The 21058-nt window shown below is 61.4% G+C and carries 14 protein-coding genes and 2 pseudogenes; 9 read left to right on the top strand and 7 right to left on the bottom strand.

Going from position 1 to position 21058, the window contains the following annotated elements; translation table 11 throughout:
* Positions 1-426 precede the first annotated feature (426 nt).
* The gene (gene nirB, locus G7025_RS07750) at positions 427-2988 is read left to right on the top strand and encodes a nitrite reductase large subunit NirB (protein WP_181077871.1); all 2562 of its coding nucleotides are present in this window, start codon (positions 427-429) and stop codon (positions 2986-2988) included.
* On the top strand, positions 2988-3353 hold the full coding sequence (gene nirD, locus G7025_RS07745) for a nitrite reductase small subunit NirD (RefSeq protein ID WP_181077869.1): 366 nt from the start codon (positions 2988-2990) through the stop codon (positions 3351-3353). Before nirB ends, nirD begins: the two co-directional genes overlap by 1 nt.
* Positions 3354-3680: 327 nt before the next feature.
* Here nirD and G7025_RS07740 read toward each other — a convergent pair.
* Positions 3681-3854: pseudogene (locus G7025_RS07740) on the bottom strand (cysteine hydrolase); the annotation flags it as partial.
* Positions 3855-3980: 126 nt separating this feature from the next.
* On the opposite strand from G7025_RS07740, the gene G7025_RS07735 reads away from it, so the two are divergent.
* Entirely contained in the window at positions 3981-5381 is a 1401-nt protein-coding gene (locus G7025_RS07735; RefSeq protein WP_181077867.1) for an XAC2610-related protein, read from the top strand.
* 41 nt (positions 5382-5422) lie between these two features.
* Here G7025_RS07735 and G7025_RS07730 read toward each other — a convergent pair whose 3' ends face one another.
* Positions 5423-6529 (bottom strand): methyl-accepting chemotaxis protein, encoded by a 1107-nt coding sequence (locus tag G7025_RS07730; RefSeq protein WP_431196899.1) that lies wholly within the window; start codon positions 6527-6529, stop codon positions 5423-5425.
* A 186-nt stretch (positions 6530-6715) separates the two neighbouring features.
* Positions 6716-6904: pseudogene (locus G7025_RS27245) on the bottom strand (PAS domain-containing protein); the annotation flags it as partial.
* Between the two features lie 247 nt (positions 6905-7151).
* Between G7025_RS27245 and G7025_RS07725 the strand changes: the two are divergent.
* Positions 7152-9350, top strand: a complete 2199-nt coding sequence (locus G7025_RS07725) for an OsmC domain/YcaO domain-containing protein (protein ID WP_181077863.1) — start codon at positions 7152-7154, stop codon at positions 9348-9350.
* Positions 9351-10014: 664 nt separating this feature from the next.
* On the opposite strand, the gene G7025_RS07720 is transcribed toward G7025_RS07725, so the two are convergent.
* The 4 genes from G7025_RS07720 to G7025_RS07705 all read right to left on the bottom strand — a co-directional run bounded on the left by G7025_RS07720 (position 10015) and on the right by G7025_RS07705 (position 13251).
* Positions 10015-11406: a hypothetical protein gene (locus G7025_RS07720; RefSeq protein WP_181077861.1), complete on the bottom strand. Its 1392-nt coding sequence runs from the start codon at positions 11404-11406 to the stop codon at positions 10015-10017.
* Between the two features lie 58 nt (positions 11407-11464).
* A complete protein-coding gene (locus tag G7025_RS07715) occupies positions 11465-11965 on the bottom strand; it encodes a VOC family protein (RefSeq protein ID WP_181077859.1) in 501 nt (166 codons plus the stop codon).
* A 47-nt stretch (positions 11966-12012) separates the two neighbouring features.
* A complete protein-coding gene (locus tag G7025_RS07710; RefSeq protein WP_181077857.1) occupies positions 12013-12633 on the bottom strand; it encodes a LysE family translocator in 621 nt (206 codons plus the stop codon).
* 96 nt (positions 12634-12729) lie between these two features.
* A complete protein-coding gene (locus G7025_RS07705; RefSeq protein ID WP_181077855.1) occupies positions 12730-13251 on the bottom strand; it encodes a GNAT family N-acetyltransferase in 522 nt (173 codons plus the stop codon).
* A gap of 179 nt (positions 13252-13430) precedes the next feature.
* Here G7025_RS07705 and G7025_RS07700 point away from each other — a divergent pair, with 179 nt between their 5' ends.
* The 5 genes from G7025_RS07700 (at position 13431) to G7025_RS07680 (ending at position 20729) form a co-directional block, all read left to right on the top strand.
* A complete protein-coding gene (locus tag G7025_RS07700) occupies positions 13431-14633 on the top strand; it encodes an EAL domain-containing response regulator (protein WP_181077854.1) in 1203 nt (400 codons plus the stop codon).
* A gap of 118 nt (positions 14634-14751) precedes the next feature.
* A complete protein-coding gene (locus tag G7025_RS07695) occupies positions 14752-15075 on the top strand; it encodes a hypothetical protein (RefSeq protein WP_181077852.1) in 324 nt (107 codons plus the stop codon).
* Between the two features lie 30 nt (positions 15076-15105).
* A complete protein-coding gene (locus G7025_RS07690; protein WP_181077850.1) occupies positions 15106-16308 on the top strand; it encodes an EAL domain-containing response regulator in 1203 nt (400 codons plus the stop codon).
* Between the two features lie 146 nt (positions 16309-16454).
* Positions 16455-17081 (top strand): response regulator transcription factor, encoded by a 627-nt coding sequence (locus G7025_RS07685; RefSeq protein WP_181077848.1) that lies wholly within the window; start codon positions 16455-16457, stop codon positions 17079-17081.
* Positions 17082-20729, top strand: a complete 3648-nt coding sequence (locus tag G7025_RS07680) for a transporter substrate-binding domain-containing protein (protein ID WP_181077846.1) — start codon at positions 17082-17084, stop codon at positions 20727-20729. It begins immediately after the preceding gene.
* The last annotated feature ends 329 nt before the right edge of the window (positions 20730-21058 follow it).

Genomic DNA, 21058 nt, shown 5'->3' with positions numbered 1-21058 from the left:
TTGTCGTGGATGGGCAATCAGCGTTGACTGCTCTGTGGCGCTGTACCTAGCAAGCGGCGCGCCAGGTTGTTCAAGGTGCCGTACTGATGGTGGTGAGGGTGCTTGCCGCCGCCGCGCGAACTCGCGGGAGCAAGCGTCCTGTGCCCTTTTATGACGCGCTGCGCACCAGTTGGAGGCGTGTTCGGCAGGGGGGCGCGGGCGTGGAGGCTGTGGGTACGGGGTTGCGACAGGTTGGCACAGAGCCTGCAAGATCACCGGTAACCCCCTTCGGTCAACGACGATCGACAACATGGGCAACAGCGGTGGAATCGGCGAAGTCGTCCGATGCCAACCGTATAAGAACAGGCAAAGACGCCTGGAACCGTAAGGTTTCAGGCGTTTTTTTTTGCTTTTTTCAAACCGTGATGAGTTTTGTCGGGTGCTGATATGAACGCCAATAACGCCAGTCTGAACCAGCTGCAAACCCTGATCGTCGTCGGCAATGGCATGGTCGGTCATCACTGCGTGGAGCAGTTGATCGAACGCGGCGCGCTGGATCACTACCAACTGCATGTGTTCAGCGAAGAGCCGATGCGCGCCTATGATCGCGTGCATTTATCCGAATACTTCACCGGCCGCGATGCCGAGTCGCTGGCGCTGTCCGACGCGGCGCTGTACCAGACGCCGGGCGTGACCCTGCACCTTGACGTGCAGGTGCTGGATATCGACCGCGCCCAGCGCCAGGTGGTCACCGCCCAGGGTCGCGTCACCTATGACAAGCTGGTGCTGGCCACCGGCTCATATCCCTTCGTACCCCCGATAGAGGGCGCCGAAGGTGACTCGCGCCTGGTGTACCGCACTCTGCAGGACCTCGACGCCATCCGTGCGGCCGCCGCCAATGCGCGGCGCGGTGTGGTGGTCGGCGGTGGGCTGCTCGGCCTGGAAGCGGCCAACGCCCTCAAAAGCCTGGGCCTGGAAGCCCATGTGGTGGAGTTCGCGCCGCGCCTGATGCCGGTGCAGCTGGATGACTTCGGCGGCCTGGCACTCAAGGCGCAGATCGAACGACTGGGCGTCGGCGTGCATTTGTCCCGTGCCACGCAGTCGATCAGCGTTGGCGAGCAGTATCGCTATCGCATGAATTTCGCCAACGACGAATTTCTGGAAACCGACCTTATCGTGTTTTCCGCCGGTATTCGCGCCCAGGACGCTCTGGCGCGCCAGGCGGGGCTTGAGATCGGCCCGCGCGGTGGGGTGGTGATCAACGACGAATGCCAGAGCTGCGATCCGCATATCTACGCAATCGGTGAGTGTGCCTCGTGGAACGGCAGCCTGTTCGGCCTGGTCGCGCCCGGCTACCAGATGGCCCGTGGCGTGGCGGCGTTGCTGTGCGGGCAGGGCGCCGAGCCGTTTGTGGGGGCGGACATGTCGACCAAACTCAAGTTGCTCGGCGTCGACGTCGGTTCCATCGGTGACGCCCACGCCCACACGCCGGGCGCGCGCAGCTATCAGTTTATCGACGAGGCCACCGCCAGCTACCGCCGTCTGGTGGTGGATGCCGCCGGCAGGCAGGTGATCGGCGCGGTGCTGGTGGGTGACAACAGCTACTACGACACGCTGCTGCAATACCTGCAGAACGGCATCGCCTTGCCGGCCGAACCCGCCAGCCTGATCCTGCCGTCCTCGGCCGGCGCACCAACCCTCGGCCCCGGCGCGTTGCCGGAATCGGCCACGGTGTGTTCGTGCCACAACGTCACCAAGGGCGCGATCTGCGCAGCCATCGACGGCGGCTGCGCCGACCTCGGCGTGCTCAAGGCGCAGACCAAGGCCTGCACCGGCTGCGGCGGGTGCGCCGGGTTGCTCAAGCAGGTGTTCGAACATGAACTGCTGGCCCGTGGCGTCAGTGTCGACAAGCGTTTGTGCGAGCACTTCGCCTATACCCGTCAGGAGCTGTATGCCCTGGTGCGTGTGGAAGGGGTGCTCAGCTTTGAAGCACTGCTGGCCAAGCACGGCCGTGGTCACATCGGCTGTGACGTGTGCAAACCGGCGGTGGGCTCGATCCTGGCCTCGTGCTGGAACCAGCCGATCATGGACCCGTCGCTGGTGCCGTTGCAGGACACCAACGACACCTTTATGGCCAATATGCAGAAGAACGGCACCTACTCGGTGGTGCCACGGATACCGGGCGGTGAGATCACTGCCGACAAGCTGATCGTGATCGGCGAGGTGGCGAAAAAATACAACCTCTATACCAAGATCACCGGCGGCCAGCGCATCGACCTGTTCGGCGCGCAACTGCACGAATTGCCGGACATCTGGGGCGAGCTGATCGCGGCCGGTTTCGAGACCGGGCATGCGTATGGCAAGTCCACGCGCACGGTCAAATCCTGCGTCGGCAGCACGTGGTGCCGTTATGGCGTGCAGGACAGCGTGAAAATGGCGCTGTTGATCGAGGACCGCTACAAGGGCCTGCGTTCGCCGCACAAACTCAAGTTCGCGGTGTCCGGTTGCACCCGCGAATGCGCCGAAGCCCAGAGCAAGGACGTGGGGGTGATCGCCACCGAAAAAGGCTGGAACCTTTATATCGCCGGCAACGGCGGCATGCGTCCACGGCATGCCGAACTGTTCGCCACCGACCTCGACGATGCTACGCTGATTCGCTACATCGATCGCTTCCTGATGTTCTACATCCGCACCGCCGACAAGCTGCAACGCACTTCGGTGTGGCGCGAAAGCCTGGAAGGCGGCCTGGATTTCCTCAAGGATGTGATCGTGCACGACAGCCTGGGCCTGGGCGCCGAACTGGAAGCGCAGATGCAACAGGTGGTCGACCGCTACGAATGCGAATGGGCCAACGCCCTCAAAGACCCGGAAAAACTCAAGCGCTTCCGCACCTTCGTCAACGACAAACGCCCGGACCCGGACATTCACTTCGTCCAGGAACGCGGCCAGCGTCGCCCGATCATGGCCGCCGAACTCAACCTGATTGCCGTCGCCGAGGAGATTGCCTGATGAGCCAGCCCAATACCTTACGTACACTCGCCAGCTGGAAAGCCGTTTGCAATGAAACCGACCTGGTGCGCAATTCCGGCGTGGTGGTGTGGCTGGACGGCGCACAGGTGGCGCTGTTCTACCTGCCCGACGCCGAAGCACAGACGCTTTACGCTATCGACAACCACGACCCGGAGTCCGGCGCCAATGTAATCGGCCGTGGCCTGGTGGGCAGCCTCAAGGGCGAGCTGGTGGTGGCCGCGCCGATCTACAAACAGCATTACCGCCTGCACGACGGCCAATGCCTGGAAACCCCGCGCCAGCGCCTGCGGGTGTGGCCGGTGCGGTTGAAGGGTGGGATGGTGGAGGTGCAAGTGTCTTGCTGAATCCTGACCTACACAGAGCACGATGTGGGAGCCTGCCCCGATAGGCACAGGTATCTAGACCTCTTCGATAGAACACAGAGCCTGAGCAATGTGAGGTTATTGTGGTGAGCAGGCTTGCCCTGCGCTGGGCTGCGCAGCAGCCCCAAAACCTGCCAGGCGTTTTTGCCTGGCACACCGCGGTGTCTGGGAACAGGGCCGCTTCGCGGCCCAGCGCGGGCGGTGCGACGATTCGACAAGCCCGCTTACCACAGGTTTATGTGTCAGCCTTTAAGTCCAGTATCTGTGAACTTTCGACCACGTTGGCATAGTCCATCGCCAGGTTGCTCAACGGGAGATATGCCGCACATGCACCACCGGACGCGCGCATTGGCGCCAGGCGACGAGCAATTGCTGCATATGCCGCTCGGCATCCGGGTTGTTGCGCCGCCCCAGGGTCGGCTGGTTCATGCCTTGCTGCATGTCGATAAGCAGCAAGGCTGCGTTGTCGGCTAACGGTTCCATGACACCTCCCTAGGCATAAGAAGCACGCAACATAACAGCCCGCCCGCGCGCCCACAGCAATTTGTTCGAAGCCTTCGCGGTTTGCCTTTACACTGCGGCCCCCGGATTTCAGCAAGGATGCTTTCCATGCGTTCGCTCGTCAGCGCAGTGTTTGTCTCAACGATGTTCGCGACCACGGCCATGGCCGAGCCCCGCTCGTTTTCGCTGAATGACCCCAGCGGCCGGTTTCTGCTGGAAGTGCTGTTTCCTGACGTGCCGCAAGACCTGCAGCAACTGGCGCCGGCGCTGGTCACCCTGCGCGATAAAACCACCCTGGCGATCCTCCAGCAACTGCGCACGCCTGCTGCCAGCGTGCCGCTCGACGGCGACGGCAAGACTCTGGAGTGGCGCCTGGTCGGCGAAAATGGCGTGGTGTATTTCGCCGATATCAACCAGGACGGTCGCCAGGATCTGGCGATCCGTAACGGCGACGGCGCCGATGCGGGCTTTCAGTCGAACTACGACGTGTACCTGCAAGATCCGCAGCAGCCACGCTGGGTGTTCAATCGCCCACTCACCGACCTGGCGAACGAGACCTCCGGCGGCATGTTCTCGGTCAATCCCAAGGACGGCATCATCCATTCGCAAACCGACCGGGGCTGCTGCTGGACGCGCGCCAGCCGTTGGCAGATGCGCCACGGCGAGCTGGTGCGACTCAGCGCCTATACGCAGGAAGAAGTACCGGCAAGCGACGACGGCACCAGCATGCCCAAAGGCTACATGCTGCGCACCAGCGGCGAATGGAAGGACGGCCAGTGGCGTGAAACCCCGCGCCTGGAAGGGCCGGTCAATGAAGATCCGCAGATGCTCGCCGGCACTCTCAACGGCAAGATCCCGGTGCAACTCTGGTATCAGCAGCAAGGCGAGGTACTGATCGGCGAAGTGCGCTACACCAAAAGTGGCAGCGGCAAACCGATCAAACTGGTGGGCTCGATGGGCGACTATGAGGACAAACCCTTCGTTTACCTGCACGAATCGGCTGACGACGGCCATCAGACCGGCACCTGGCAGATCACCCGTGACAGCGTCGCACCCTTCGACTACCGCGGCGCCTGGGTCAGCAGCGGCAAGAAAGGTGCGTCGCAGTTGGCAGTGCAACTGCATGTCGAGGACCGCGAGCCGGAGTACCCCAAGTACGGCGACGTAGCCCGCGACCAGCGCAGCGGCCATTACCAGATGCGCGACGACTACCTGGGCCGCGACGGTGACCTGGACTTGAAGATCCTGCCCCAGCGCGATGCCCAGGGCCGCGAAGTGGCGCAATTCAGCGTGACCCTCCACGACACCGCCAGCGGAAAACCTATCGTCACCACGCAGCAGCGCGTGCCGATGGAAACCGAGAACCTGATCATCGTGCGTGCACCTTTGGCCAGCAAAGGCACCGGGCCGTATCACATCCAACTGGTAAAAGATTTCGCGGTGATCAGGCACAACGCAGAGCCGGACTTTCCCGACTACCTGACCGGGATGTATCGCCGGCAGCCTTGATGCTGCCGGTGATGCACCTCGGTCACACCGTTGTCGCGGCTTCAGCGATTGAACCGCTCAACCAACGCGTACTGAGTCGACGCTGTGTCGGTCAGTTCCCTGCTCAGGTCTGTCGATTGACGGGCCTGCATCGAGGTTTGGTCGGCCAGTTCGGCGATGGTGGTGATGTTGCGGCTGATCTCTTCGGCCACCGCGCTTTGTTCTTCGGTGGCGGCGGCGATCTGAGTGGTCATCTCGGTAATATGCGACACCGCCTCGCTGATCCCCGCCAGCGCCTGGTCTGCTTCGAGCACCCGCGCCACGCCTTCCTGCGCTTGGCGCTGACCGTTGTGCATGCTTTGCACCGCGTTGCTGGAAGACGTTTGCAGTTGCGTAATCAACGCGTGGATCTGGGTCGTTGACTGTGAGGTACGCTGGGCCAGTTGACGAACCTCATCGGCCACCACCGCAAAGCCGCGACCTTGCTCACCGGCGCGGGCGGCTTCGATGGCGGCGTTGAGCGCCAGCAAGTTGGTCTGGTCTGCGATGCCTTTGATCACGTCGACCACGGTGCCGATTTCATCGCTGTCACGCGCCAGTTGCGCCACGGAGACGCCGGTCTCGCCGACTACCGCCGACAGCCGCTCGATGGCGTGACGGGTATCGCGCGCCACTTCGCGGCCGCGGCCGGTGAGCACGTTGGCTTGCTGGGTGGCGTCGGCGGTGCGCTGTACGTGACTGGCGACTTCCTGCGTCGTCGCGGCCATCTGGTTAACGGCAGCGGACACCTGTTCGGTCTCCACCCGTTGGCGGTCCAGGCCCCGGGCGCTGGCGCTGGCCAACTGGTCGGATTGCCCGGCCAGGGTGCTGAGTTGTTCAGCGCTGTCCTGCAGGCGGGTGAGGCAGGTTTTCAGGCGCGCGTTCTGGCTTTGGAACGCGGTTTCCAAACGTGCCTGCGGGCCGCGCGCGTCGCTGTACATCTGCGCGATCAACGCATCCGACGTGGAGGGCTCGACCCCTTGCAATAGGCGCAGCGTGCTGCCGTGGCGTGCCCTTGAGCAGAGCATGCCTATCGGCAACGCCACCGCTACAGCAACCGCGACGGCCACCGGTGCGCTGAGAAACAACCCGGCCAGGCTGCCGGCGATACCGCTGGCCGCATACGGCACACCGTTCAACAGGCCGGCCAGCCACGCGTCCTGGCGCGGTACGCCGGTTTTGCCGTGGCTGATGCGTTGATAGAGGGTTTGGGCGCGGCGGATTTCATCGGCGGTGGGCTTGACCCGCACCGACTCGAAACCTACCACCCGACTGCCGTCGAAGATCGGCGTGACGTAGGCGTTGACCCAATAATGGTCGCCGTTCTTCGAGCGGTTTTTGACGATGCCCATCCAGGGCTGGCCTTGCTTGAGAGCTTTCCACATGTGTTCGAACACGGCCGGTGGCACGTCGGGGTGGCGCACGATGTTCTGCGGGGCGCCGATCAGATCGTCGCGGTTGAAACCGCTGATCTCGACGAAAGCGTCGTTGCAGTAAGTGATCATCCCCTGCACGTCTGTAGCGGAGATGAGTTTCTGCTGCGGCGCGAGGGAAATCTCACGCTGTGTTACGGGCTGGTTGTTGCGCATTCGGACTACTCCCTGGTTGCGCCCAGTCCATCGGCGGCAAGTCACAAAAAGTTAATATTCATTTGGCAATTGATCCGCCGCTGGTCAAAAGCCTGAAACTTCCCGATGAAAAACCCCATAATGGCGGCCATTTTTGTTTAGCCCGTTATTCTGGTGTGCCCGCATGGAAATTAAGGTCAACTTTCTCGACAACCTCCGGCTTGAAGCCAAGTTCGATGACTTCACGGTGATTGCCGACCAGCCCATTCGCTATAAAGGCGATGGCTCGGCGCCGGGCCCCTTTGATTATTTCCTGGCATCGTCTGCGCTGTGCGCGGCGTATTTCGTGAAGCTGTACTGCCAGACACGCAATATCCCCACCGACAATATTCGTTTGTCGCAGAACAACATCGTCGACCCGGAAAACCGCTACAACCAGATTTTCAAGATCCAGGTCGAGTTGCCTGCGGACATTTCCGATAAGGACCGTCAAGGCGTCCTGCGTTCCATCGACCGCTGCACCGTGAAGAAAGTGGTGCAGGCCGGGCCGCAATTCGTGATCGAAGAAGTCGACAACCTCGACGCCGACGCCCAGGCCTTGTTGATGCCCAGCGCGCTGTCCGACGGCGGAACCTATATCGCCGGTAAAGACCTGCCGCTGGAGCAGACCATCGCCAATATGTCCGGCATTCTGGCGGGCCTGGGCATGAAGATTGAAATCGCGTCGTGGCGCAATATCGTGCCGAACGTGTGGTCGCTGCATATCCGCGATGCGCACTCGCCGATGTGCTTCACCAATGGCAAGGGCGCGACCAAAGAGGGCGCCCTGGCGTCGGCGCTGGGTGAGTTCATCGAGCGGCTCAACTGCAACTTCTTCTACAACGATCAGTTCTGGGGCGAAGAGCTGGCCAACGCGCCGTTCGTGCATTACCCGGATGAGCGCTGGTTCCAGCCCGGTCCGAACGATGAACTGCCGACAGACATCCTCGACGCCTATTGCCTGAAGGTCTACAACCGCGACGGCGAACTGCGTGGTTCGCACCTGTTCGACACCAACTCCGGCAACGAAGAGCGCGGCATCGTATCGCTGCCGTTCGTGCGCCGCTCGGATGGCGAGGTGGTGTATTTCCCGTCCAACCTGATCGAAAACCTCTACCTCAGTAATGGCATGAGTGCCGGCAACACCCTGGCCGAAGCCCAGGTGCAGTGCCTGTCGGAGATTTTCGAGCGGGCGGTGAAGCGCGAAATCATCGAAGGTGAATTCGCCCTGCCGGATGTGCCCGCCGAGGTGCTGGCCAAGTACCCGAACATCCTGGCCGGCATTCAAGGCCTGGAGGCCCAGGGGTTCCCTGTGCTGGTCAAGGATGCGTCGCTGGGCGGTGAGTTCCCGGTGATGTGCGTGACCCTGATGAACCCGCGCACCGGTGGCGTGTTCGCCTCGTTCGGCGCGCACCCGAGCCTGGAAGTGGCGCTGGAGCGCAGCCTCACCGAACTGCTGCAGGGCCGCAGTTTCGAAGGCCTGAACGACCTGCCGCAGCCGACGTTCGAAGGCCAGGCGGTGACCGAGCCGAATAATTTCGTCGAGCACTTCATCGACTCCAGCGGCGTGGTGTCGTGGCGTTTCTTCAGTGCCCGTTCGGATTACGAATTTGTCGAATGGGACTTCTCCGGTCAGGGCGAAAACTCCAACGTCGAGGAAGCCGCAACGTTGTTCGGCATTCTCGATAGCATGGGTAAAGAGTCCTACATGGCGGTGTACGACCACCTTGGCGCCACGGCCTGTCGGATCCTGGTGCCGGACTACTCGGAAATCTACCCGGTGGAAGATCTGATCTGGGACAACACCAACAAGGCCCTGTTTTTCCGCGCCGATATCCTCAACCTGCACCGCCTGGACGACGCAGAGCTGGAGGCCTTGGTTGAGCGCCTGATCGAAAGCGAGCTGGACGATTACACCGACATCACCACCCTGATCGGCATCGAGTTCGACGACAACACCGCGTGGGGCCAACTCACCATCCTGGAGCTGAAACTGCTGATCTTCCTTGCCTTGCGCCAGTATGAAGAGGCCAAGGAGTGCGTGGAGATGTTCCTGCAGTACAACGACAACACCGCCGAGCGCGGGCTGTTCTACCAAGCGCTCAACGCCGTGCTGGAGATGGAACTGGACGACGACCTGGAACTGGCGGACTACGAGGCCAACTTCCGGCGCATGTTCGGCGATGAGCGCATGGATGCGGTGATCGGCTCGGTCGACGGTAGCGTGCGGTTCCATGGGTTGACCCCGACCAGCATGAAGCTCGAAGGACTGGACCGGCACTTGCGCTTGATCGACAGCTACAAGAAGCTGCACAGCGCGCGAGCGGCGGTGTCCATCCGATAAGCCTTTGGCGCAGTTTGCCCACCACAGCAAAAGACAGGCCCGCCGCAACGAGTGTGTCTTGTCCAATTCCCCTGTGGTGAGCAAGCCTGCTTGCGCAGGGCTGCGCAGCGGCCCCAAAGCCAGGCGCTGGGGTTTACCTGAAAGTACGCGGTGGATGGGAGGGGGCCGCTGCGCAGCCCAGCGCGGGGCAAGCCCGCTCACCACAAAAGGACTGCTCACTAAAAAGGCCTGTTCAACACAAGAAACCGCTCACCACAGAGAGTGGTCGCACCGCGCTTCCCTGTGGTGAGCAAGCTTGCTTGCGCTGGGCTGCGCAGCGGCCCCAAAGCCAGGCGGTGGGGTTTACCTGAAAGTACACGGTGGATGGGAGGGGCCGCTGCGCAGCCCAGCGCGGGGCAAGCCCGCTCACCACAAAAGGACTGCTCACTAAAAAGGCCCGTTCAACACAAGAAACCGCTCACCACAGAGAGTGGTCGCACCGCGCTCCCCTGTGGTGAGCAAGCAAGCTTGCTCACCACAAAAGGACTGCTCACTAAAAAGGCCCGTTCAACACAAGAAACCGCTCACCACAGAGAGTGGTCGCACCGCGCTTCCCTGTGGTGAGCAAGCTTGCTTGCGCTGGGCTGCGCAGCGGCCCCAAAGCCAGACGCTGAAGTGTTACCTGTTATTCGAACTTATCGATGCGCGTATCGGCGTAGAAAAACTCGTTCTTGTCCGTGCTCGATTCGTAGAAGTAGGCGTAATCGCTCAGGTAGTACAGATGTTCGACGCGGTTGTACTTATCGTCATCGGTGCGGCATGACAAGGCCTTGGCGTTCCCCAGCAGGTTGGGGTTGAGTTCGCGGGCCGGCAATTGGCGTTCGACGACGCAGCGGTTGGTCTGCACCTTGTTATAGCTGCCCACCAGGCTGTTGAGTGTCGAGCGGGTGGTCTGGTAGACCACGGTTTCGCCGACGGGCAAGGCTTTCCAATTGCCGGTCAAGCTCAACTGCGTCAAGGTCGAGCTTTCGGCCATGCCGGTGCCGCCGTACGTTGTCTTCGATACCAGCGAGACCAGGTTGCGCCAGCTCACCGACTGGGACTCATAGCCGTCGCCGCGATGGACGATCTGCAGTTGGCCACTGGCCTTGTCCTGGCTGATGAAGTGCTCGCTGGTGCTGTTGGACGTCTTGCCTTTGAGGGTCGATGTGCCGGTGAAGTGCACGTACTTCAAGGTGCGCGCGGGCTTGTCCTGGTTGAACGGCGCAAGCGCGGCCAGCACCTGGGGCTGCACCGACGACAGGGCGATGATCGCCGGCGCTTTCAGGCGCGGCTTGAAGGGCGCCAGCTTGGCGATTTTTTCGGGGTTGGCGCACACCGTGTTGAACAGCAATACATAGTCGGCGTCGCTGCCGGCGATGGGTTGTGGCGTCGGGAAACTGTCGACGCGGCCATCGCTCACGCGGTTGCGCACGTCCAGGTCGTAGCCGGCCAGTTCCTTGTACGTGCCGCTGGCGCAGGACACCGCAAAGTGCTGGCGTTTTTGCGCATAGGGCGCGTCATAGGGCAGGTCATTGAGCACCGTCGGGTTATCGAAGGCGGCCCAGAAACGGGTTTCACCCTGCACGGTCTTGAGGCTGGCGGCGTCGAGCAGCACCCAGTTATCGCGCGCATCGGTCTGGACCAGGCGCCAGTCCGGTGCTGGCGTTTCGGCACAGGCACGCACGAATGTCTGGTTGGCGGCCAACGCGGTGTACAGCGTGTCAGACAGTTTGCGCGCCTCGGTATAGCGCCCGGCCTTGAGCGGGTACACGCGCTGGGAGCCATCTAGGTACAGCAGGTGCAATTGCCTGGTCGAGCACGCCGCCTCGAACTGCATGGTGCGCCGCACGCCGCCGGTGGAGTCGGGCATCAGCAGCTCGAAACTGAGCAGGTCGCCTTCGCGCACGATGCTGTTTTCCACCAGCGGTTGGGCCAGCGTGTCGGCGAGCATCTGCTCGACCTTGCCGGACTGGGTGACACAACCGGACAGGCTGGCGATGCCACCGGCAAGCAATACAGAAGTTAAAACGCGCACATGAGCCTCATTGAGTCCATTCGGGGATGCCAGGGTGACGGCCGCCGGAGGTTGATCTTTAGATTTTTTTGCCAAGCTGGGGACTGTTCACCGCCGCTTCGATGACGGCGATGTCGATCTTGCCCATGCCCATCATCGCGTCGAAGGCGCGCTTGGCGGTGGCGGCGTCGGGATGGGTAATCGCCTGGGTCAACGCCCGCGGCGTGATCTGCCATGACACGCCCCACTTGTCCTTGCACCAACCGCAGGCACTGGCCTGGCCGCCGTTGTCGATGATCGCGTGCCAGTAACGATCCGTCTCGGCCTGGTCGTCAGTGGCCACCTGGAACGAAAATGCTTCTGTCTGCGGGAATATCGGCCCGCCGTTCAAGCCCAGGCACGGCAGGCCCATCACGCGGAATTCCACCGTCAGCACGTCGCCCTGCTTACCTGACGGGTAGTCGCCGGGCGCTTTGTGCACGGCGTCCACGCCGCTGTCTGGAAAGGTCTTGGCGTAAAAGCGCGCGGCGTCTTCGGCCGTGCCGTCGTACCAGAGGCAGACGGTATTTTTGCTGGGCATGATCGGTCTCCGCCGTGAAGGGGTGGGCACAGTCTAGACCACGCGCTTTACGCCCGGCGGGCCATCAGCAACACGGACGCCGCCGCCGACAACAACCCTGCACAGCAGCGATTGAACCAGCGCTTGCCACGCGGCTCGGCAAACCAGCGACGCATATGCAGGCCCATAAAGGCGTAGAGGCAGATAGCAATCCATTCCAGCACCAGGAACATCGCGCCGAGCACGGCGAATTGCGGCGTGACGGGCTGATCGGGCACTACGAATTGCGGCAGGAAGGCGGTGAAGATCAGGATGGCTTTGGGGTTGCCCGCCGCCACCAGAAACTCCTGACGCGCCAGCACCCACACGCCGACTTTGGCGGTCGCGGAGTCGGCCGGCGCCTCGGGATTGGCGCGCCATAGCTGCACCGCCAGATACAACAGATACGCCGCGCCGAGCAGCTTGATCACGTAGAACAGCAGCTCCGAGGTTTGCAGCACCACCGCCAGGCCGGCCGAGGCCAGGGCGATCATCCCGGCGAACGCCAACAGGCGGCCGACGCCGGCCAGGCACGAGGTGCGATAGCCATAGCGCGTCGCGTTGCTGACCGACAGCAGGTTGTTCGGGCCGGGCGCCATGTTCAGCGCAAAGCAGGCGGGGAGGAAGAGGGCGAGGGTGGCGAGGTCCATGGCGGCTCCGGGTGCGGGTGAGCGGGGAGCGTTCGAGCATAAGGTTGGGCGGGGCGGCGGGGCAATCTCTAGAGCTTCTCTGTGGCCACCACAGCGTTATGTTGTGTGTAAGGAGAAGCCGTATCTCACCTCTGCCAGGCTGGCACCACCCCGTTCAAGCGGGCGCCGACTGCCGGTTTCTTCTAGACACCCCACCCGCTGATAAAAACGCCGAGCCCGTTCGTTACCGCTCAGGACCCAAAGTGTCACGCGCTTAAAGCCCTGTGCCTTCAGCGCCCGCACACCGGCGTTCCACAACGCCAGCCCGACGCCGGTGTGCCAATGGCTGGCGATGACATAGAGGGCTTCGATCTCACCCACATCGCCCCCGGTAGAATCTTCGTCACGGCTGGCGCCGACGCAGATCCAACCAATGACTTGCTCGTTCAGTTGTGCGACCCATACGCATGACTGCTCGGACTCAAGCGCGCGTCGCCAGTGTGTTTCACGGCGAGCCAGGGTTGCGTCCAGGGAGTCCAGGTAGTGGGCAGGCATCAGGTCACGATAGGCGTGCTGCCAGCTGCGGATATGCACCTGGGCGATCGCCGGGGCGTCGCAGGGGAGTGCTTTGCGAATCATTGATGGGCTCCTGGCGCTGGCGAGCCTCTTACTATGATGCCCATTGATGACGGAATAACGTCCGCTTGGAGCATGGTGATGTTGCTGGGAATTTTCCTACACGCAGAAAGGCTTTTTCATGCGCAAATAGAGCCCGATCGCACGCAGACTTGCACCGTCCAACCCAAGAGCCGCCGCCCATGTCCCGTTTACCGCTTCGCGTTCTGGTCCTCGAAGATCATGTTTTTCAGCGCTCCGTCGCTGTAAACCTCTTGCGTTCCCTCGGCTGTGATGAGGTGTTCGAAGCCAGCGATGGCTACGAGGCGTTAACGGTGCTGGATGCCGTCGGACGGGTGGATATTGCTCTGTGCGACCTGCAAATGGAGGGCATGGACGGGTTGGAGTTCTTGAAGCGGGTAGGTGTGTCAGGGCAGGTCAAGTCGATCATTATCAGCAGCTCGCTGCCCGCCGATCTGCGTCGGTCGATCCATCAGATCATCAAAATCCTAGGGCTGGATTTGCTCGGCGATGTAGGCAAACCGTTGCCGTGTGATGTGCTGCGGCAGTTGATCAACAGATACTTGAATTCATCGGTGAGTAAACAGGCGCGACCAGAAGTGTGGCTGGCCACCGAGGAGCAGGTGTGCACCGCCATCGCCGAGCAGCAGTTCCAGCCGTGGTATCAACCCAAATTCAATCTGCTGACCGGCGAGGTTTGCGGGGCGGAGATATTGTGCCGTTGGCAGCACCCGACATTGGGGGTAGTGACGCCGGCGTCCTTCATGCCGGTGCTGGAACGCCTGGAATTGATAGATACGCTGCTGTTCGCGCAACTCGATCAGGTGCTGAGCTTTCAACGTCGACTGCGCGAACTTGACCTCCAGGTAAACACCGCCTTCAACTTGCACGCGTCGCAGTTGGCCAACCCTGCGTTAGTGGCGACCATCAAGGGCATCCTGCGTCTGCATGCCATACCCGCTTCGTGCCTGACCTTTGAGCTGACGGAAGTCGGGCTGCTGGAGGCTGCCGTGCCCAACCTGGAAAACCTGGTGCGCTTGCGCATGATGGGCTGCCGCTTGTCCATCGATGATTTCGGCGCCGGTTTTTCCTCGTTGCAGCGCCTGTGCCAGTTGCCCTTCAACGAGATCAAGCTTGATGGTGAGTTCATCCGCACGCTGGACGACGAGCCACGTTGCCGAGCGGTGATCTGTGGCACCCTGGCCCTCGGTCACGCTTTGGGCATGAACGTGGTGATCGAAGGCATCGAAACCCCGACGCAACGCGCGCAATTGTTGGCCCTGGGTGGTGAAGTGGGTCAGGGCTATCTGTACGCGCGGCCAATGAATGAAGCGAATTTTCTGCAATGGCTGCAACGGCAACCATCGCCATCCAACAATCTGTAGGAAAAGCCCTACACGGTTGCGGGCGTTTTCCTTCTCTGTTTGAGCCGGTCCCTGCCTAGGATGGCCTATCGCTTGTAAGCAAACGACCACTCCATTCATTGTGCGGGAACCGACTGCCATGACCATGCAACGCCTGCGGATACTGATCGCCGACAAACGTCACAGCCAACGGCTGCTGATCGAAAAACGCTTGAACCTGCTGGGCCAGTATCGCATCGCGCCGGTAGCGTCTTACCACGAACTTGACGTGCTGACCCAGGCCGATGCCTGGATCTTCGACCTGGTCATCGTCAATGCTTCCCTGGCGACCGAAGCCGGTGTGGACATGGCTGACTTTATCCGGCGCAGCCGCAATATTCGCAGCGCCTACATCTACGATCTGAACTCGCTGCCTACGACCAATACAGATTCTTCGTGCGCCCATTCGGCGCTGGCCATCTAGACACTGTTCGCTGCCAAGGGACTTGAGCCGATGGCTTATCCACGTGTGCTGGTTGTTGAGAACCCAGGTTTCAAGCGCAGTGCGCTGGTTAAGATGCTCCAGCGTCTGGGAGCGCGCGATCTGGTGCTGGCCGTGGATGGCGATCAGGCATTGATGCATTTACGGCAACAGGGCGCAGTGGATGTGGTGCTGTGTGACATCACCGGTCGCGATCGCCAGGGCCTGGAGTTTCTGGACAGAGTCAGTCAGCAAGGCCTGGCCGAAGCGCTGATTCTGGCGGTTGATACGCCGCCGGATATTCGCCGTGCACTGGGGCACATGCCGTCGTTCGGTGGCCTGGCGCTGATCGGCGTCTTCGACCGCCCGTTGAGCCTGCGTTCGTTACACAAAGTGCTGAGCCAGTACCGTCGACCCGCCGACGCTGGGAGCAGTGCCTCGCTCGCCAATATGGAGCTGCCCAGTGAGGCGGATCTGCGCCTGGGCCTGGCCCTGGGGGAATTTCGTGGTTGGTACCAACCCAAACGCGTCATGGACACCGGGCAATTGGCGGGCGCCGAAGTGCTGGTGCGCTGGGAACACCCGTCCAGAGGCGTGCTGTTGCCCCAGGTGTTTCTGGCGGGGATGGTGGCATACAACCTGATCGACGAGATGTTCAAGCAATTGTTCGACCAGGCCATGGGCCTGCTGCAGGGACTGCGCCTGCAGGGGATCGATCTGGAGCTGTCATTCAACCTGCACGCCTCGCAGCTCGACGGCCCGGCACTGGTCAAGCATATCCAGCGCACCTTGCTGTGGCATGAACTGCCCGGTGAGTCCTTCACCTTCGAACTGGCCGAAAACGGCCTGTTGGCCCTGAAACCCGCCACCCAGGAAAACCTGGTGTGCCTGCGCATGCTCGGCTGTTCCTTGGCGGTGGATGACTTCGGCATGGGGTTTTCGTCGTTGAAGATGCTCGGTCAACTACCGTTCAACCAGCTCAAACTGGACGGTTCGGTGATCCACGACCTGGTCAACCCCGGCAGCCGCGCCGTAGTGGCGGGCGCGCTGGCCTTGACCCGTGCGTTGCACATGGAACTGGTGATCGAAGGGGTCAGCAGCCAGACCATGCAGGACACATTGACGGCCATGGGCTGCCGCATCGGCCAGGGTTACCACCTGGCATTGCCGATGAATGCGGGTGTTTTCCTGCGATGGTTGGAGACGCTGCCGGCACCGGTTTTAAAGAAAGTTTAGGTTCTTCAGAAAAGCGACGATACTTCCTACAGCTTATGGCGACTTGGCTGTCGGCTGTGCGATAAGGTTTGCCGCGTTCAACCTGCACGCTTGCGCATTCCTGTCGTACCCATGGCCAGTTTTAGTGATGCCTTACAGGGGTTCAAATGAACACAGCATTAGTGGTGGATGACCACCCCTTCATTCGTTCTTCGGTCTGCATGCTGCTCAAGCAGGAAGGTTATGGCGAGGTCTGGGAAGCCGACAATGGCGCCGACGCCGTGCAGCTGGCACGCGAGCACGCCCCGGATGTGATCATCCTCGACATTGCCATGCCCAAGCTCGACGGCCTGGAAGTGATCAATCGCATCTGCGCACTGGAGCTGCCCAGCAAGATTCTAGTGCTCACGTCTCAGTCGCCGCTGTTCTATTCCAATCGCTGCATGAAAGCCGGCGCTGCGGCCTATATCTCCAAGACCCACGGCCTGGATGAGTTGGTCAAGGCAATCAAGGCGGTGATGGGCGGCTACACGTTTTTCCCGGACCTGCCTAACAGCTCGGTGCGGCGTAAAGACACCGACGCCACCGACCTGGACTTAATCCAGAGCCTGTCCAACCGTGAGTTGACGATTTTGCAGCAACTTTCCATCGGCTTGACCAATAAGGAAATCGGCGACGGGTTGCTGTTGAGTGCCAAAACGGTGAGCACTTACAAAACTCGGCTGATCGAAAAGCTCAACGTGAAATCGGTGGTGTACCTCGCCGATTTCGCCAAGCGCAATAACCTGATCTAGATGCGCTCATTACTGCGCAGCTGGCTGGTAGTGGTGCTGGCACCGTTTCTGTTGATGACGGCACGGGCCGATCAGGAACCGATGGTGTTGAAGGTACTCGGCCGTTCCGACGTCAAGGATTACCAGGTCCAGCTCAATGAGCAGGAATGGCGGTTGCTGCGTCAGAAGGGCAGCCTGGTGCTGGGGACCTCCGCGCCGGACTTTCCCCCCCTCGGCATCAGCGTCAGCGGCCGCGACTATGAAGGTCTCACCGCCGACTATGCGCAGTTGATCGCGCAATTGCTGCACACCCCGGTGGTGGTCCATCGTTACCCTTCGCGAACCGAGGCATTGACGGCGCTCAAAGAGGGCCGGGTGGATATGGTCGGCGGCGCCAACGGGTACGAGGCGCAGGATGCAGCGCTGCTGATGTCCAGCGCCTATGCCGACGACCAACCGGTGTTGGTCACCCGTGAGGGCGAGGCCCCGGTGCTGAGCGATGACCTCGCCGGCATGAAGGTGGCGATGCTGGACAATTACCTGCCGCCCAAGGCTGTGGAGGATTACTACCCGAAGGCTGATATCCGCCTGTACACCTCGGCGCTCAGCGCGCTCGGTGCCGTGGCGTTCGGCCAGGCCGATGTGTACTTGGGCGATGCGATTACCTCCAACTACCTGATCAGCAAAAATTACCTCAATAATGTGCAGCTGGCGGACTTCTCGCGCATGGAAGTTCAGCCGTTCGCGTTCGCCTTCGCGCCGCATAATGCCGCCCTGGTGCAGGTGGTCGACAAGGCTCTGGCGGCAATTCCGACCAACGAACGCATGGCGATCCTGCGTCGCTGGGGGGCGGGAGGGACTTCGGTATTGGGTAAACAGAAACTCGACTTGAGCCGTAACGAGTACGCCTGGTTAAAAAAACATCCGCGCATCAAGGTCGCCATTAACGAGAACTTCCTGCCGTTTACTTTTCTGGATGAGCACGGGCGTTTTCGTGGTATCAGCGCCGATGTGCTGGCCAAGATCAGCCTGCGCACCGGGCTCAAGTTCGATGTGGTGCACCTTGACTCGGTTAACGACCTGGTCAGCCAGGTGGCTACGGGCAAGGCTGACATGCTCGCCGCTTTCACCCCCAGCTCCGAGCGCGAAGGCGAGCTGCGCTTCACCCGGCCTTACTTGACCGTGCCGTTTGTGCTGGTAACGCCGGCGGGCGATGGTGCGCCGCGCATCCTGGATGAGATGGCCGGCAAGCGCTTGGCGGTGATCAGCGGTAATCTGTTGCAGCAATACGTGCACGAGACCTTTCCCGAGGTGCGCACGGTCACCGCCGAAAGCTCGCTGGACGCCATGGAAATGGTCGCCCAGGGCCGCGCCGATGGCGCGATCAATTCGTTGGTCAGCGCGCGCTACTTGATCTCGCGGCAATACCGCGACCGTTTACAGATCGGCAGCACCGTCGGCACCGAGCCGGCCCGCGTGGCATTCGCCACCGACCGGGGTGCGTTGGAACTCTATTCGATCCTTGAAAAGGGCCTGCTCAGCATCAGCCCCGAAGAGATGGATGAACTGAGCGACAACTGGCGCGGTGAACTGCTGACTGACGACAGCTACTGGATGCGTCATCGCAGCGCGATTATCCAAGGCTTCGTGTTTGCCAGTGTCCTGCTGCTGCTGGCTATCGCCTGGATCGCGTACTTACGTCGCCAGGTGCGGCGCCGCGAACTGGCGGAGCTGGCGCTGAATGACCAGATGGAATTCATGCGGGTGTTGATCGACGGCACACCCAACCCGATTTACGTGCGCGACCGTCAGGGGCGGCTGGTGATCTGCAACGCCGGTTATCTGCAAGTCTTCAATGTCGAGCGTGACACGGTGATCGGTAGAACCCTGATCGATGGCGGCCTGGGGGGCATCGGCGAAGCCGCCGACTATCACCGCGATTACCTGGAGGCGATGGAGAAGGGTACTTCCCAGGCCCATGATCGACCATTGACCATGCCCGACGGGCGTGTGCTGACGATTTATCACTGGATCCTGCCGTACCGCGGCCACGACGGTGAAGTGGCCGGGATGATCGCCGGCTGGATTGATGTCAGCGAGCGTCAGCACTTATTGGCGCAGTTGCAAAGCGCCAAGCAGAGCGCCGACGATGCGAACCGCGCCAAGACCATCTTCCTGGCGACCATGAGTCACGAAATCCGCACGCCGATGAACGCGGTGATCGGCATGCTGGAAATGGCCTTGAAAAAAGCCGACCAGGGCGTGATGGATCGCTTCGCTATCGAGGTGGCCTCAGGCGCGGCCCGCGGTCTGCTGGACCTGATCGGCGACATCCTCGACATCGCGCGCATTGAGTCCGGGCGTCTGTCGCTGACCCCGGAGCGCGCCAACCTGCGCGAACTGCTTGAGTCGGTGGTGCGGGTGTTCGATGGCGTGGCACGGCAGAAACATCTACGCCTGGTGCTGGAGCTGGATGCCGGCACCTATTGCGATGTGCTGATCGACCCGATGCGCTTTAAACAGGTGGTGTCCAACCTGCTGAGCAACGCGATCAAGTTCACCGAGAGCGGCCAGGTGCGATTGAGCGTGCGGGTCAATGGCAGCGCCGAACATGAGCGCCTGGGTATCACCCTTGAGGTCGAGGACACCGGCTGCGGCATTTCCGAGGCCGATCAGCGACGCCTGTTCGCACCGTTCAGCCAGGCCAATTCCAACAACCAGTCGCTGCACGGCGGCTCCGGCCTGGGTCTGGTGATCAGCCGCACGTTGTGCGAAATGATGGGCGGTGAACTGCAGTTGCACAGCGTGGTGGGGCGGGGCACGCAGGTGGTGGTGCAGTTGAACCTGACGGTGATGGCACCGCTGACTGAAGTCGCACCACCCGCGCTGGAGGTCCAGGCGCCTGGGCGGCCGCTGAATATTCTGGTTATCGATGATTACCCGGCCAACCGCCTGCTGTTGATTCAGCAGCTGAGCTACCTGGGCCACCGGGTCGAGGACGCCGAGGATGGCGCCCATGGGCTGCGCAGTTGGCTGTCGCGCCCGTTTGATGTAGTGATCACCGACTGCAACATGCCGATCATGAACGGCTACGAACTGGCCCGCGCGATCCGTGACGATGAGCGCAGCCGTGAGCTGGCTCCGTGCCTGATTCTTGGCTTCACGGCCAATGCCCAGGCCGAGGAAAAAGATCGCTGCCTGGCTGCGGGTATGGATGACTGTTTGTTCAAGCCCATCAGCCTCAAGCACCTCAGCGCACGGCTGGCCTCTGTCGCACCGCAGCTGCCGCAGCTGCCGCCGCTGGAAGAACAGCCGCCGTCACGGCGTGATGACGCTCCGGACAGTATCGAGATGACCAGCCTGCGCCAACTGACGCGAGGCGACGCCGCGTCCATCAGTCGCCTGCTCAACGACCTGATGCTCAGCAATGACAAAGACATGGCGCGCCTGATGCTGCTGTTTTCCCAGCACGATCTGCCGGGCTTGGCCGACCTGGCGCACCGCGTCAAGGGCGGCGCGCGGATTATCCACGCCGAGGAACTGATCCGTTGCTGCGAAGCCCTGGAAGTGGCCTGTGACAGCCCTGATGCCGCGACACTGCCCGAAGCCGTCGACCTGTTGCTGGGCGCGATGGAACGTTTGAAAGAACGGCTTGAGCCGCATCTTTAAACGGTGTTCTCTGCGATAAACCCCAGCCGTCCGGTTTGGGGCCGCTGCGCGCCCCGCGCAAACAAGCTTGCTCGCTTCAGCGCAAGGTTTCGTCAATCTGGGTGAGCTGATCGCGATTGAATTGTCCTGCGGAAAATTCCTACATCTCGAAGAGAAAACCCCTACGAGAGCGGTAAGTCCCATCGCGCATTATTCTCCTCGGAGCAACATTGCTCAGGCCTCTTTACTAAGTCAGTACGGCATCACTGTTTCGAAAGCTGGTTGAACATTAAAGCGTTATGGGGATAACCAGCGCGATGGAGTTGTTCGGCTTCAGTCGTCGATTCAGC

The organism is Pseudomonas lurida, assembly GCF_013522705.1.
Taxonomy (GTDB): domain Bacteria; phylum Pseudomonadota; class Gammaproteobacteria; order Pseudomonadales; family Pseudomonadaceae; genus Aquipseudomonas; species Aquipseudomonas quebecensis.
Note: the sequence above shows the minus strand (reverse complement) of the source record. Positions and strands in the feature narration are given on the sequence as shown.

Excerpts from the sequence above, each read along its gene's own strand:
- G7025_RS07695 (WP_181077852.1), top strand. The coding sequence starts at position 14,752 with ATGACCATGCAACGCCTGCGGATACTGATCGCCGACAAACGTCACAGC.
- G7025_RS07725 (WP_181077863.1), top strand. The coding sequence starts at position 7,152 with ATGGAAATTAAGGTCAACTTTCTCGACAACCTCCGGCTTGAAGCCAAG.
- G7025_RS07685 (WP_181077848.1), top strand. The coding sequence starts at position 16,455 with ATGAACACAGCATTAGTGGTGGATGACCACCCCTTCATTCGTTCTTCG.
- G7025_RS07680 (WP_181077846.1), top strand. The coding sequence starts at position 17,082 with ATGCGCTCATTACTGCGCAGCTGGCTGGTAGTGGTGCTGGCACCGTTT.
- G7025_RS07705 (WP_181077855.1), bottom strand. The coding sequence starts at position 13,251 with ATGATTCGCAAAGCACTCCCCTGCGACGCCCCGGCGATCGCCCAGGTG.
- nirD (WP_181077869.1), top strand. The coding sequence starts at position 2,988 with ATGAGCCAGCCCAATACCTTACGTACACTCGCCAGCTGGAAAGCCGTT.
- nirB (WP_181077871.1), top strand. The coding sequence starts at position 427 with ATGAACGCCAATAACGCCAGTCTGAACCAGCTGCAAACCCTGATCGTC.
- G7025_RS07700 (WP_181077854.1), top strand. The coding sequence starts at position 13,431 with ATGTCCCGTTTACCGCTTCGCGTTCTGGTCCTCGAAGATCATGTTTTT.
- G7025_RS07715 (WP_181077859.1), bottom strand. The coding sequence starts at position 11,965 with ATGCCCAGCAAAAATACCGTCTGCCTCTGGTACGACGGCACGGCCGAA.
- G7025_RS07690 (WP_181077850.1), top strand. The coding sequence starts at position 15,106 with ATGGCTTATCCACGTGTGCTGGTTGTTGAGAACCCAGGTTTCAAGCGC.
- G7025_RS07735 (WP_181077867.1), top strand. The coding sequence starts at position 3,981 with ATGCGTTCGCTCGTCAGCGCAGTGTTTGTCTCAACGATGTTCGCGACC.
- G7025_RS07710 (WP_181077857.1), bottom strand. The coding sequence starts at position 12,633 with ATGGACCTCGCCACCCTCGCCCTCTTCCTCCCCGCCTGCTTTGCGCTG.